This is a genomic window from Dictyobacter vulcani, assembly GCF_008974265.1.
In the GTDB taxonomy this organism is placed as follows: Bacteria; Chloroflexota; Ktedonobacteria; order Ktedonobacterales; family Ktedonobacteraceae; genus Dictyobacter; species Dictyobacter vulcani.
Genome location: NZ_BKZW01000001.1, coordinates 3632019 through 3646315, shown reverse-complemented (window position 1 = coordinate 3646315; position 14297 = coordinate 3632019). Strand labels below are relative to the sequence as shown.

Annotated in this window: 11 protein-coding genes and 1 pseudogene; 5 read left to right on the top strand and 7 right to left on the bottom strand. The window is 48.5% G+C overall.

Annotated features, from left to right (window positions below; genetic code table 11):
• Nucleotides 1-63 precede the first annotated feature (63 nt).
• Nucleotides 64-1359, bottom strand: a complete 1296-nt coding sequence (locus tag KDW_RS15435; protein ID WP_162005266.1) for a hypothetical protein — start codon at nucleotides 1357-1359, stop codon at nucleotides 64-66.
• A gap of 578 nt (nucleotides 1360-1937) precedes the next feature.
• Between KDW_RS15435 and KDW_RS15430 the strand changes: the two genes are divergently transcribed.
• The gene (locus KDW_RS15430; RefSeq protein WP_151756781.1) at nucleotides 1938-2267 is read left to right on the top strand and encodes a hypothetical protein; all 330 of its coding nucleotides are present in this window, start codon (nucleotides 1938-1940) and stop codon (nucleotides 2265-2267) included.
• Between the two features lie 56 nt (nucleotides 2268-2323).
• Here the strand turns inward: KDW_RS15430 and KDW_RS15425 are convergent, their stop codons facing one another.
• Complete coding sequence (locus tag KDW_RS15425; RefSeq protein ID WP_151756780.1) at nucleotides 2324-2617, bottom strand: hypothetical protein; 294 nt, start codon at nucleotides 2615-2617, stop codon at nucleotides 2324-2326.
• Nucleotides 2618-2711: 94 nt separating this feature from the next.
• Here KDW_RS15425 and KDW_RS15420 point away from each other — a divergent pair, with 94 nt between their 5' ends.
• The 3 genes and pseudogenes from KDW_RS15420 (at nucleotide 2712) to KDW_RS33860 (ending at nucleotide 4961) form a co-directional block, all read left to right on the top strand.
• Nucleotides 2712-3257: an NUDIX hydrolase gene (locus KDW_RS15420; protein WP_151756779.1), complete on the top strand. Its 546-nt coding sequence runs from the start codon at nucleotides 2712-2714 to the stop codon at nucleotides 3255-3257.
• A gap of 139 nt (nucleotides 3258-3396) precedes the next feature.
• Nucleotides 3397-3777 (top strand): annotated as a pseudogene (locus KDW_RS34955) (RNB domain-containing ribonuclease); the annotation flags it as partial.
• A complete protein-coding gene (locus tag KDW_RS33860; protein WP_151756777.1) occupies nucleotides 3765-4961 on the top strand; it encodes an RNB domain-containing ribonuclease in 1197 nt (398 codons plus the stop codon). The pseudogene KDW_RS34955 and the gene KDW_RS33860, both read left to right, overlap by 13 nt.
• Nucleotides 4962-5979: 1018 nt before the next feature.
• Here KDW_RS33860 and KDW_RS15405 read toward each other — a convergent pair.
• The 4 genes from KDW_RS15405 to KDW_RS15390 form a co-directional block, all read right to left on the bottom strand.
• A complete protein-coding gene (locus tag KDW_RS15405) occupies nucleotides 5980-11121 on the bottom strand; it encodes a DUF6094 domain-containing protein (RefSeq protein WP_151756776.1) in 5142 nt (1713 codons plus the stop codon).
• A 98-nt stretch (nucleotides 11122-11219) separates the two neighbouring features.
• Nucleotides 11220-11969, bottom strand: a complete 750-nt coding sequence (locus tag KDW_RS15400) for a hypothetical protein (protein WP_151756775.1) — start codon at nucleotides 11967-11969, stop codon at nucleotides 11220-11222.
• Between the two features lie 21 nt (nucleotides 11970-11990).
• Nucleotides 11991-12233: a hypothetical protein gene (locus KDW_RS15395; RefSeq protein WP_151756774.1), complete on the bottom strand. Its 243-nt coding sequence runs from the start codon at nucleotides 12231-12233 to the stop codon at nucleotides 11991-11993.
• Nucleotides 12188-12994, bottom strand: coding sequence for a hypothetical protein (locus KDW_RS15390; protein WP_151756773.1), 807 nt, complete (start codon nucleotides 12992-12994; stop codon nucleotides 12188-12190). Before KDW_RS15390 ends, KDW_RS15395 begins: the two co-directional genes overlap by 46 nt.
• Nucleotides 12995-13263: 269 nt before the next feature.
• Between KDW_RS15390 and KDW_RS31770 the strand changes: the two genes are divergently transcribed.
• Nucleotides 13264-13434, top strand: coding sequence for a hypothetical protein (locus KDW_RS31770; RefSeq protein ID WP_162005265.1), 171 nt, complete (start codon nucleotides 13264-13266; stop codon nucleotides 13432-13434).
• On the opposite strand, the gene KDW_RS15385 is transcribed toward KDW_RS31770, so the two are convergent.
• Complete coding sequence (locus tag KDW_RS15385; protein ID WP_151756772.1) at nucleotides 13427-14056, bottom strand: hypothetical protein; 630 nt, start codon at nucleotides 14054-14056, stop codon at nucleotides 13427-13429. The genes KDW_RS31770 and KDW_RS15385 overlap by 8 nt on opposite strands.
• Nucleotides 14057-14297: the final 241 nt, after the last annotated feature.

Below are 14297 nucleotides of genomic sequence, written 5' to 3'. Positions count from 1 at the left end.
AATAAAAGCCTCCTATTCCCTTTAGAAAGATTGGAAGGCAACCTTGAGAGATATTTCATTGTTTTAAAACAAATAAGCATGCTGAACTTTGAGAAGTTTTCCACCTAAGCGAGCAACATCAGGGCTAGTAGCATATGTTTTATCTTGTCGAAGCGTATTGTAGATGTTAGATACGCGCGTAACAAAAAGAAACGATTGAATATCTTCTAGAAAATCCAACGCATTTTCTGCGGAAGCAACAGACATTTCTATCTGTCCTTTCGTGAGGTATGCATCAGCCTCTACGATATCGGTGTATACATATCGTCGCCTTGTCTGGGGATTACTTCGTTCAACGTTGTCCAATTGGTGTATCGCTTCATACCCCCATTGAAGTGCTACGTAAGCCTCTGCTTTATCGATATGATACCACTCATCATTGATATACATAAACTGCTTATCACGATGAAAATTAGGTTGTTGAATAATAGTGCTGGCTTCGTCAATCGTATTCAGGGCTTTCGTCTTATCTTTTTCAGATTGCGCGCTATACGCCCCAACAAGTCCTAATTCCGCCACAATAGCGCTATTTAATGGCCCGTTGAACGCCTCTTTTTTCTGACTCTTTCTGGCTAACATTAAAGCAGATTGAAACGAATTGGTAGCAAGCTGAAGTTGTTTGCGATCTTTGAGCTTGTCATCCTGTATACCCCATTTATCGAAATGAGCATATCCCTTCAAATAAAATGCTTTTGCCCCTAGTTCTTGATATTCTCTCTCATTCGCTAACTTTATGGCTTTGTCTAAAAAGGTAATTGCAGAATCGGAATAACCCTGATCCCTTCTCATATTTCCATATAAGATGAGGTACTGACAAAGGAGCAATGCAATGAAATTCCTTTGCCTTGAGGTACCATAGATCAGCGTTTCTTGCAAAGAATGAATCCGGGTTAATACATCAACTAAAACATCTGCCACTACATAATCAGTCCAATGTATCCAAAGGTCTTGTAGCCTTGCTGTGTACTCATTGATGTCTATCGGTGCGTTCAGCAAAGTCGAGAGGCTTATTTCGCTTATCGGCAAAGAGTATGGAGTGAGATGCGTTAAACCAAAATAGGCAGGAGGAATATTAAGTATTGTTGCAAGCAATCTACGTCTTTTTTCGTCCATAGGCACTCTATTATGCTGCTCCATTCTTTGTATTGCTCTTACTGTCAGAGGTTCTTCATCAATCAGTATTTCATTATACACATCTGCAAGAATTTGAGCACTTTTCCATTGCATCACATGCTTACGCCAATAGCGCATTAACGATCCATAGTCCACTGTCCCATCATCGAGCATAAATTGCTTTGTTTCATTGGATAGCTTAAGCAATTGCACCACTCCTCACGTATCTCTCTTTATACAATATTTTGCTACCTTGTGCAGACTTTGGGATTAGGTTTGATAAAAAACGACCACTTTATAATATCTATCCATTATTTGACGTTTTTATTTATCATCACCATGCTATCTTGTATATGAACGCTGAATTGAACAATAATCCTCATCTACAATTTTGCCATCTTATGAAGGTGATAGTCAAGTTCATTCTGCATAGCGCTCTTCCTGGTGACGTTCGGCGGCATAGCATATACGGAGCCAGGTTCTCTAAGACATTCAGTTGGTTCCGTTGGACATCATGGATAACAAAGGTAGCATTATATGAGCACAAACGTTGGCAAGCCAAGCAAGTTGAGATTCTATTCAATGTGTGTCGCCATGAATATAACAAAGCAAGATTTGTATTTTAAGACACTGATTAATCCTGGCTTTATTGACTGCCTCTTTGTTGGGATAGCCATCCCTGAACCAATAGCTCTAAAGCTTGTAGATGCTTTTAACCAGATCGCACACACTCATTATCTGTTGAGTGACTTTACGATTGAATTGTGCAAAGAAAGCGTGCTCTTATGAACTCTGGTGGCAATTGGGTAAACACCAACATCTTTACCTGTTACAAGATGAGCCATGGTCTGGCAAGTGAGTCACCAGAAGGAGTAGAGCGCATCAGTATGTATACGTTCCGCTTTCATGATGATCAAGGCGGTGTACAGATCCAACGGAATATCTTTGGTCGGATCGAAAAGACATGGAACATACACAATCCTGGACTAGGCTCTAAAGAGGCTGCGGTCAAATACCATGGATACATCTTAGAAAAGATGGCTGTCAATAAGACAACGACTGTAGAGGAATATTTAGACCGATTGAGCACCAGCGAACAAGATCCTTTGCACTAGAGAGGTTGGGCATTATCATGACGCGTATGTACTACCTGCTATCAGGACATGAGTAGTTACGATTCGAAGTTATTAGTTTCTTTAAGAGATGTCACGTCTATCTCATTTCCTACTTCAATGATCGAAGCATCTTGTAGCCACACCTGTCCCTTGCCTTGCAGTAAGAGACCAAATGCAATGTCTAGACTTTCTCCTGGTACATCCAAAACCACCTGATATCGTTGCCAATCAGCCGTCCCTTGAATTGGACGATTCTGCATATTGTCGTAATCAAGAGTATAATCAAGGAAAGTAAATGGGTAACACAGGAATCTAACTGCGATTGGACTGAAGCATGCCAGTATTGACATAGATACTCATTTACATTATTCTTACTCATGATTTCTTCTAAAATAATCTGTAACCCGTAACATTTTCCTCGATGAGGAGGGTAGACCACAAACAATGACAAGATTTATATCAGAAAACAACATTCGCTTTGGCTGCCGTGTTGCGGCAGTTATACTCCTTCTGGAGCATGTTCTGCTACAGGGAGAACCCAATGGTGACTACTGGACGTTACCAGGAGGAGGAGTAGAGCTTTTAGAACCAAGCGAAACGGCTTTGCAAAGAGAGATGCGGGAAGAGCTATCAATCGAGATCCGTATTCATCGGCTTCTCTGGATAGTCGAACAATTTTTTGCAGACAACAAGCAAAGAAAACATCACGAACTAGCGTTGATCTACCTGGTAGTACCTGTAGAGCCTCTACCTTTATTGGATAGACAAATAACCGCTTACGAAGGGTCAATTCCTATAATTTTCAAATGGTTCCATATAGAAGATTTACCACGCATTCTCTACCCCTCATTTTTAATGAGCGGCTTAAAAAGCCTACCTACAGCAGCACAAAAGGTAACAGAGCAATCAATAGCATTGTCTGAAAACACTCATCAAGACGACCTAGAAACAAAAAAAGGAATGGAAGAACCTCGAATAATCACTATTTAGGGCAATCAGCATTCGAAGAAAATGAACACGTTTGAAAGCCTTTATTCCTTGTATTTTCTAGAAAAAACCGATACCCTGGCTAGAAAAGAGGATTTAGGCGTGTATTGTTGGTATCAGAGAGAGAACGGGAGTCGGGTATATGCCAGACCAAGAAGAAAGAGTCTCACAGCCATTTTCAGAGGATGCCATTAGAGAGAGTCACCTTGTACAAGATCACATTGCCACCATGATTCTTGAACGTCCTGAAGTCAAAGGGATCACGATCAATAGTCCTTCTACCAGCATCTGTGATATTGCTTTTTGGTCAGAAAGAACGGCTGAAGGAGGACTGACTCTTTTCATCAGCATGGTAGATGTCGCCTCGTTTATAAACAGTCTCACTACCCCTGCGCTTGACCACGAAGCCAGACGCAGAATTTTTGCGCATTACACCCCTGAAAAAGTTTTTGTGCCTCTATTTCCTGACTCCCTTGCAGAAGGAAGTCTGAGCCTGCTGGAAACACATCCTTGTCCTACACTTACCCTTACTCTTCCCTTGATAGCTCTTATCACGTTGGAGAGCCATCCTTTGAGAAGACTGTTGTCTGCAGTCGCAAAAGGTTTACTTACGAGGAAGCGCAAAAAGAAAGCGATGATCCAACCGCGCCATTCTCTTCGCAGTTTCAAGACGCCTATCTCGCAGCAGTGAATTTGTGGTCTATACGACTTGAACATGGAGCCATAACCTCTTACGACCTGGAAAATGGGTGGGTAACAACCGAGGATGGTGTGCGTATTCTTCTTGATGCTGAAAAACGTTTTGTAACATACCTCATGGAACAAGAGTTTATCATACTGGCAAATCAGGTCATCGCTTCCACTCTCGCCGTAAGAGCTCTTCCCGCCCTCTATAGAAATCATGTAGTAGTTGATCCTCAAAGAAAAGCGACCTATAGTCCAAATATTTCGGGTCATGGAGGTCTGAATGTATCGGCCTATATTCATGCGCTCTTTCCCCTTCGCAGTTATCCAGATCTGGTTAACCAGCGTATCCTCCTTGCCCAATTACGAGGAGAACCTTCTCCTTATACAACAAGCGAATTAGAAGACCTGGCCCTCACTTTCAACGCAAAAGAAAGGGGTATCAAGGCAGAGAAGAGATGGCATTTTCGCGGTGAATATGACGGTATATTACAGACAGCATTAGAAAAAGTACCCCTTGTCTCTCTTGACCAAAAACACTTCCATACGGTGATACGCAAAGCCGCGGAAGAGCAAAGCCTCACCCCTGAAATTGAGCAAGAAATTCTCAGGAGACTGAAACAGCAGCTTCTGAAAGAGAATGACTTATACACACTCATTTTCCGCTTCCCTAATAGTGCACAAGAATGGCAACAGATCAAGCAAGCAGTATTTTCCATCCTTCAGAAAAAACCGGCCTATGCATCAATGGTTTTTAATACTGGGCAACAGCAAGGGAAGTGGTTTATGCGGAGATACGAACAGCCTTTTACCTCTCCTGGATATTATCAGGCGCGTGTCTCTCTTGACTATTTGGAACAGACTTATACCTCCGCACTATATACCGCCGAAAAAAAAGAGCGAGCGAAACAACTCGCGATTTTAGACGTTTTGGCAACCATTGCAGGAGTCGTGTTGTCTTCACCAGAGGTTTCTGCACCAGAATCACAAGCGGTTTTCTCCGATGGAGAAGAGGGCACATGAGGGGATAAAATATCTCTGTGGAGAATTTGGCAAACAGATGGAGCTAATCGTCGGGGAATGTTGTGGTGAAAAAGATCCTGGACGTGTTGGTCAAACTGCTAGAGGGCTGCTTATGCACAATTTATGGTAAATCTGTAGCTTGACGAAAGAATAATATTTAGCAGGGCACCCTGCTTATTAAACTATAAAAAGAGTACGGTTTAGGCCCGTACTCTCTAAAAAAAGGGAAAGTTAAACAAGCCCCGTGAGGGCTCTTAATCTTCTATCTGCAATAGCTCCTTCGTATCTTTTTTGCCTGTCTGTTCAAGATAATGCTGTAAGTTTGCTGCCGCTATTTTTCGCATACTGCACTGACTTTTTTCTAAGATGGATGAACACTGTACTATGTATATACCTTTTAGAGAGGATATCTACACCTTAAACGATTCGAAAAAATCTCTTGCTGAAAAATACCCTGAATTACTCGAAACAGACCCCGATTACTTTAAAGAAGATGGTTAAATTGCTCTTTTGCGCAAAAAAATGCAAATATTTCAAGGCAGCGGTACATTTTAAGAGGCTACTACCCGCCATCCCTGAGTGCAAATCGCCGCACTGAAGCAACCCAGAATTAGCTGATGACCCTGATGTGTTCATTTCTATCGCCTAAGTTCCACAGGTAAAGAAAAAAATTAACGCGCAAACAAAATAAATTAACGCAAAAGCTTTTGGAGTGTGTTGAGTAAGTAGAGTGCAGTCTTTTTCATCAGATACTATCATGTCTATCGATTTAACCCTCGCACAATCGATTCAGGGTTTGGTACTCTTTGTTCCAAGGGAGAGCCTGATGAATATCCGAAATACGGTTTTCTAACTCTTCAAAGTAAAGTTTTTACCACCCGAGGGAAGAACAAGCTAAAAAACTACGGTATTTGTGATAGCTACTCAAAAAGGAAGCACGGGTTGTTCAAAATCACAGATATCGAGCAACAAGCGGACCTTCTTTTAAAGGATTGCTTGTTGCTCTTCTTCTACAATCTTAAATCAGGCACTCGTTCTTTGCTCGTTCGGCCAGTTCATGGCTGAATAGTTGGAAGGTGATGGCCTGATAGTTTCGGTCTGGTCTGGCTTGCTGGAGGAAGGCCAAGGCTTCTTCTTGTCGATGGAAGCCGGTGTGGCGTTTCTCGACGGGAGTGTGGTCGTCGACAAAGTAGCGTATGGCCAGGGTTCCTAATAGATCTATTTGCCAAATGGCATAGCGTATGGTGGGTTTTGAAGATACAGGAGTTGATTGTTCAGGGTTGTATTGGTCTGACACATGCTCTGTGATCTGCGTATCGACAAAATCCCAGAGTGATTGCGCGGTTGAAACCTGTTTGCTCTTTTTCTGGGATGCACTACGATGAGGTGTCTTCATGGTTTGCTGGACCTCCTCTGATGGCGTGATGATGGGAATATCGCGAACGTGAACCTGGGTGTTACTTTTCGGATTCCGGATGGTACCTTTTTTCTTTTTGCTGGTAGCGCGTTGACGCGCCAACGCGATGTGATCAACATTACCGAAGAGCAGGGTAGGCGCTGTCGAGTTCACCACGGGTGCTTTATCTAAAGCTACAGGTGTGAATGCCATGGGTAAATCGATCTCTTCTGAGAATGTTTCAGACTGGTGGGTGTGATCATCGTGAGCAGGTAACTCGCTGGAAGGCAGGATCACCTCTGATAGATATGGTAACTCTTGAGATGGCTCCGAGGTACTGAGTCTGGTATCTGTGCGTGGTGGCAATGTGGAGATACCCTCGATACGCTGGACCGGTGTTTTGGTTGGGGTATGAGCCCAGACATCTGGATGAATTGAACTATAGAAAACAGGTAAGCGGTCAGGGAGCGTATCGCTGGCTCCAAACCAGGTGCGGCCTTGCTTGAGTGCCTGGGATTCTTCGTTGGCGCGACGCTCAAAGGCCTGGGTCAGTTCGCTGGTATCATCGTTACTGAGGAGCGAGAGAAGCGATGAGGATGATACATCCTCGTCAATGAGGAGTTCTGCCTCAACGGTTGCGGAAAAGCGGGCAAGCGTGGTCTCGTCAGCGCCAGCTTCTTCGATAAGTGCTCCTCGGGCTGGTTCACCAGCGAATGCAGCGGCGGCCCCGCTTTGGGCTCCGAGTTTACGCATCTTTTGATGTCCGACGGTGCCAGCATAGGCCAGATAGTAGATACGCACTTCTTCGCGTTTGCCTAATCGCCAGGCTCTCCTGGATGCCTGCTCAAGCATGAACAGGTTCAAGGCCATTTCCACCCAGATGATGGTATCAACCACACTCTGGAGGTTGATGCCTTCGTTAACCCGAGAATATGGAACAATGGCCACACTCACGGGTGCACCACCTTCAGGAGCTATACTCATGGACTCGATGATACGCTGTTGTCGATCCTCCGGTTTAACGGTGTTGGGTAAGGTCCAACTTTTGACGCCGGCTTGCTGCAATACCCATTCCAGGCGACGAGCGGTGGAGCGTTCCTGGTTCTGATCAATATATAACATCAATCGACGGCCCTCCGCACTTTCCTTCTGGACGACTTCAAGCAGGCGCTTTTCCAGAGGATAGACATAATCCCAGGCTAATTGGGGCGTTTTGAGCAGGCATTGTTTTTCCTGGGCATCCCCCCAGATAGAGCGTTTCGTTTGCCAGAGTTCATACGGTTTCTCGCAGGGTAAGACCGCAAACCAGCGCGGAATCGTCCCCTGAGCCATACGGGCTGCGGGATTGCCTTTTTGGGCTCGATCGGCCAGCGACTTCACCACGCCCAGATAGGCTCCAAGCAAGTCATGCTCGTGTACCCAGGCTTTCAGTTGGGCACTCTCCTCCTGTGCCTGGATCAGGGCCAGTTGGGCCTGCTCCTCTTGTCGACTCCACTCTTGCAAAACCTCACGATCGGTCACGCCATCACGTACGGCATCGAAGAGGCGCTGTTTTTCTTGCTGGAGAGCCGCCAACGCCTTGCGCGGCGCTACCAGGATCTCTTCTGCTTGCCGCGCCTTTTCATCCACCTGCGGATCTTGCATCGAGACAATCTCTGGTATCTCTACTTTCGCGGGCATAAATGCTCCGACATCCAGCACGGTCAGAAAACAGAGATCTTCCAGTAAAGAGGGGAGTAACTTGGCGGAAAGGCCTGGAGCAGGGACCGTAGAGACCTGGACATTGGATTTGCCACTGCCACGCCTGGCGTCCGACTCATATTCCTTGACCCACATCTGGATAACGCCATAGCGATGGAGCGCTTCCGACGCCTGTTTCCAGGTCAGGCCCAGACGTTTCCAAAAGCGGGGATTGAAGCGATACCAGTAAAAGTAGAAACTGGCCACATCCCCGCCATAATGCGTTCCACTGGTAAGCATGTGCGATTGCGCGGCACGCATCGCCCGATGTAAGGCCCGAGCGATATCCGAGTTTTGCGCACGGCCATTATGGCTCTCATCGACAATAGATAAGGCCACACATCCCTTGAAGAAACGGTTCAGATATTCATAGACCCCAAAGCTGTCTGGCGGTGGTGCAATCTGATCATAGTAATCGACAGACAATGGATCGGCAGCATGATGCACCTGGATGGTTGCCATACCTTCCGAGGTGCGGGTGAGACGACTGGCTTGCCGAGCGGACATAACCTGACAAGGATCTTTTTGCGCAGTTTCCACATGATCCACAGCCACGCGTTCGCGCAGGGGTGGCTGGATCACGGTATCGATAACCTGTGTCCATTCCTGATAGGAGAGTGCGGGATATTTCTGCTGCGTTGTCTGCACACGCGCCTGGGTCCAGAGGGGTGTGCGCAGACTTTTTTGATGCTGGCGCGTTCGTTCCGCATTCCGTGTATGGGCACAGGTACACCATCGAGGCTTTTTCTCAAACCAGCCTCGACTCGTCACCACGCTCTTCAGACTCTCATTCTCCTCTTCATCTTCCTGCTGTAACAGCTCAGAACCATCATCACGATGATCCGTTTTTGCTGGTTGCAGACGATCGGGAATCCCAAGGATCAGGCCAAAGCAGTCCGGACATCGATAGTGCGTTTTTGTGCGCGCTTCCACCAATGGCTCCCCGGTGGCACGTGAGCGGTACCCAATCAGCTGGCCATGTGGATCCAGGATTTCCTCCAGGCCAGGTAAAAGTTCGGCCGCTGGCTCCGTCACTAGAGAATGTTCCGTACTGTGCATTTCCAACATAGCTGGCTCCCAACTCCGGCCGGATCCACGTGGCTGGGATTGCGAGTGGGAGCAGATGGCGATGACGGCGGGAGCCTCACTGACCGCGCAACGCTGGAACCAGTGCGTGATATCATCATAGCGTTGCACCATGATGGTCTCTGCCTGCGGCCAGGCTGCGTTGATCTCGCGGGCAAATTCCTTCGTCACTTTTTTTGGCGTCGTCACCAGCACAGGCAGCGAGCGTGGACCCGCCTGTTCTGGAAGGATCAGTTCGCCTGAATCAATCCGGCGATACGCCACAATCTGCCTGGTGCTCTTCTCCTCACGAATCTGCGCTTCCCCGTGAGCATTCTGTGGCAAGCGTTCGCCATAGACTGGCTCCAGATGTAACATGGCGCGGGTCCGGGGATTCTTGAGCCAGGCGCGGCGAAGCTGGCGCATCCATTGCGGCTGTGTATAACCATTCATGGTCCGATGCTGCTGCCACGCATACGCCTGTCTGGCCGCTGTCGCGGCCGACAGTCTGGTCTTGCCGGTGCCAGGTTCACCTTGAATGGCTACGAGTCCACGCTCATCAAGGGTTCGACCCATGGCACAGACACGATGCATCTGGGCAGGAGCCAGTCCAGGAAAGGGAGCCTGGGGAAGTTGTTTATCGATCCCGAACTGGGTCAACACGCGCAGTTCCCACTCTTCGGGATCCAATTGATACAGAGGTGGCCGCTTCTGTTGGGCATACGATGCCAGCGTGGAAATCCAGGGTGAGAGGAAATCAAAGACGGCGTTGCCCTCATAATAGCGCGTCTGCCCTTTTGAGAGATCCAGGACACCCAACACTGGATAATCCTGCAACTGCCGGGCCGACGCTTTGATGACACCTTTAGTGCGTAAATTCTCCCTGGTATCCGCATCCAGAGTCATCTTTGACCATTCGGATCCCACAAATGCCGTTAAGAGATACGGAGTGCCATTCAGATCAATAACCTCGCCTCCCAGCATCCCGGTCATAATCTCGGCAGCGACATGGGCGACCCCGGTATACGGCATCGCCGGACGCTCCAACAATGTCTCCTCTTGCCAGGTAGTAGCCTGGGCCCATTCTGCCGAGAGATGGGCTCCGGATCCGGGCTGCTCGGTGGTTCCCAACAATGTTTCCAGGATCAGCGCCTCATCAGCATTCTGGATTTCAAAATAGGGAGCCGACAAAACAGCGGGAACCACATAGGGATCATCGATCGGGATCGCAGGAAGAGTTGGCGGAGCCACCTGACCTGCCCAATATTCTTCATCGTTATGTTTGGGATCTTTGCGCCAGCGATAGGCGAGCAACTCCTGAATACGTGCATCATCCAGGTCACGCGGAGCTACCCGTTTCCGACCAACCACCACAATCTGGGTATATTTCTCAAAAGGACTCTCTGTTTCGCCTTCCTCCAGCGATGGCACCTTCCAGACGCGTACCGCATCAAACCAGCGGCTCCAATACGTCACCATCTTGTGATCCCAGGCGGAGCGTGCCGGTAAAAGAGCGACCAGAATACCATTATCCACAAGCGCCTCAGTCGTTCGAGTCACAAAGCGATACTCGGCACGGCGTCCGTTCACGAAAAAGTACGGAGGATTCAGGACCGCCAGACTGATACTCTTGTCTGGAAGCTTCACCCCCTCAATGGCACTGGGAAGCACCGTTGGGAAGAGAGGAGCCAGGCGGGTACGAGCCGTCGCAGCACGGTCAGCACTAATCTCGATGCCCGTACAGGCAATACGACAAGTCAGATCCAGATCCAACAACGGTAATAAAAGATCGCCTTCACCAGCTGCCGGATCCAGCACGGTCACCAGGGGACCAGCAGGGGTGGCTCCCGATGGATGAGAGGGGAAGGATAAAAGATAACGATAGATACGTTCGCTGATACTCGTGGGTGTGCGTACAAATGAAGAATGCGACAGGTTTTCCAGGGTTCCATGAGCCATAGTAGAGATCTCCAAGACGCTCGTGCGCCAAAAGAAAACCCCGCTTGCTTTGTGAGCAAGCGGGGTGGATAAAGAGTGACATTACATGTAGCAAAGGATCAGTCACGGGACCAGGGGAGCCAGCCTTCGTGGATCCCCTGGGCAATCAACGTATTCCATTGGTGGACATCCGGATGGATCTTCCAGCCACGTACGCCCAATGCAGGTATGGCTTCTATCAGCTGATGCTTGAGTCCGCGATGCCATAAGGCACTGGCCCAAAGCTGGATCCGTTCGGGATGGGTATCATCTCGATAGAGTAATACCACCCGCATCGCCCGTAAATGTCCGAGAAAACTCAAGGCATGAGGCGTCTCTTCCTGTAAATTCCCCAGCACATAGCGCGGCGTCACCACCGGGATCGACTGCTTCTGACGCTGAGGATGCTTGTCCATTGGAGGAGCCTGGAGAATACCCTGAGCGATATGGGCGCTCAACGGGATGGTGAGCGCATGAACCAGTTTTAAGCCAGGGAGTCTGGTCGCAATTTCTTTATAGCGTTCCGTCTCCAACCGTGTAAATGACTGCTCCTCTTGTGGCCAGGGAACCGTCTCGGCATGGCGGAACACCGCCTCTTTCTTTTTCCAGATCTGAGCCAGAACCGCGCTGACGCTGGTATCACGTCCGACCAGACTCATAAGCACAACCTGTCCTGCATCAAAGGCGATGGCCGCCACATTGACCACCTGCCCATCTTGTTCAATCGTTCCCACAAATCCGTCAGGATTGATGGGACGAACCGGGATCGTTCCTGTGAGCAGTGGCGTCAGGACGACATCAGAACGGAGAGATATGGATGGAGCAAACATAGTACATTCCTTTCCTTCACACTACTGCTGCACAGTGGCTGGCGCAGATGCAGCAACGACGCGGCGAGGAGCAGTGCTCCCGTTCTTTTTCTGTTGGGCCCGTTGCTGTGCCACATAGATACGATTCGCGAGATGGACAAATTGGGCTTCGGAGAGTTGATCCAGGGTACGAACCTGATACTGTTCACAGATCCGTTCAATACGCTCGCGATTATATTTCAACTCACGCTCAAGCCACTGCCGTTTCTGTTCACTCGGATCCATCTGCGGAACCGCCCCGTCACTGGACTCTTCGGGGTCGCCTCTTGATGGATGGGAGCCACTGATTCCGGCGGAACCGAAGCGGGGGAGCCAGATGTGGAGGATGATGTTCCGGAACCAGGAACCAACGATACCGCTGTCTGCTTTGGAAGTGGGGCTGTCTCCGGGAAGCCACATCCCTTATCTGCTGGTTCCTCAGATACATCACGGGAACGCCATCCCTGGACCTGGCGAGGTTCCGGTAGTAGCACGTTCGCTTTTTTATACAAGCGAAGGGTGTGTTGAAGGCGTTGCTCCTCGGTCCATGCGAATGCTCTGGTCGTAGCATCATAGGGAACCCAGACACTGGGAAGCAGGTATAAATAGCGTCCCAGGCGGAACTGAGCACAGGCACGGCGAAATCCTTGAGAATAGGCCACCGTGGCGCTATTTTCCTCTTCACGCAGTTCACCTTTACGAGAGAGACTACTCGCAAAAGCTTCTCCGTAATCAGTATGCTCAATATCAAAGAGCGTCACCGTCACGGGAATAATCAACTTATTCCCAATGGCATAGGGAGGATTATGTGGTGTGCTCCAATAGCCAAAGGCCAGATCATTTAAACGGTCCTCATAGGCGCGTTTATCAGCATAGGGTAACGCCAGACAGACCCATTCGCCGGATTTCTTTTGTCGAGGAGATTTCGGCAGGTACTTGATATCCACTGGAGCGAAAGGTTGCGCTAAAGCCTGTTCAATCGAGGCCAGTGTCAATGCAGTCATCATAGAACCTTTTCTAGCTGAGAGAGTTCCCAGCACGCGAAAAACAAGAACGGGAACCATCGCTTACGGCACTGCCACCACACAACCATTCGACAAAGACAACGGAATGTGATACGCTGGGAGCCATAAGGAAAGATTCCTTTCCACAGAAGCCGCTCGGTCGGAAAACTTGAGGCGGCTTTCTTTTTGTGCAAAAAATGGGGAAGACAGAGGGAACATCGGAAATCAGTGCCGATGAACCACTCACAATCTTGTCAGGGAATCGGAATCAGGTGAGAACATGGGAGCCACAGGCGGTGGTCCCCGCGGAGAGGAAGAAAACATCAAACCTCCAACAGGATCAATCCCGGGATTGGGAGCCAGTGCTGGCGGGAACGCCAGGCAATACAAAAGAGGCGGCTCCCGATGGGAACCACCTCTTTAAAAAGATCTATGCTAGTTGAAGATTTCTGAAACCACAGCAACGGCTTCATCACAATGCACATCATGGCTATCGGCATCAATCAGGATATGATTGGGTATCCGATCATCCAGATGCTTGCGCTTGTCACGATTGTCACCTAATTGCTTCTGCAGCACACTGAGTTGCTGTTGCAATTCTTTGTGCTGCCGTTGAAGAGCAACCGCTTCTTCTTGAAGTCGATCGTGCTCCTGTGCCTTTTCAAGGGCTGCTTTCTGGCGTTTGAGCTTGCGCTGATTCTCCTGGAGCATCATCCAACGATATTCCCGCTGCACCTGTGCTTCTTGCTCAGCAAGGCGCTCGTTCTCTTCGAGAACCTGGGCACGCTGTTGTTGCTCAGCACACAATGCGTCATACTCTGCCTGAACATCAAGGATCTTGCCATCAAGAGAACTAACTTCCTGACGAAGCCTTCTGACTTCCAGAATCAAGCTACGACGATAGAGCGGAATAAACAGCGTCAACACCATATTGATTGGCTTCTTACAGACCTCAATTTGGTGCAGCACATCATCCCGTCGTCGTTCCAATGAGACAATATGTCGCTTCAGGGAAGCGGTACGTTCAGTATAATCGTGCGTCGTGAAGAGTGTTTTAAGTGCCATGGGGTCAGACCTTTCTTTTATAAACGCAACAAGAGAAAGGCCAAAGAAACCCTACAGGCTCTTCACTGGAATATTACCCTCCTTTCTTTCATTCCGTTATTTCAACATTTCAATCTGTAAATACTTCAACATTTCTCGTCTATCAACCCGTTCCTGGAGGAACTCACAGGCAAAGTGGGTGATCCTTTATCATACCTTTCATCTTCTCCATCAGAAGCAAGACAAAGGAAGCAGATTCGGC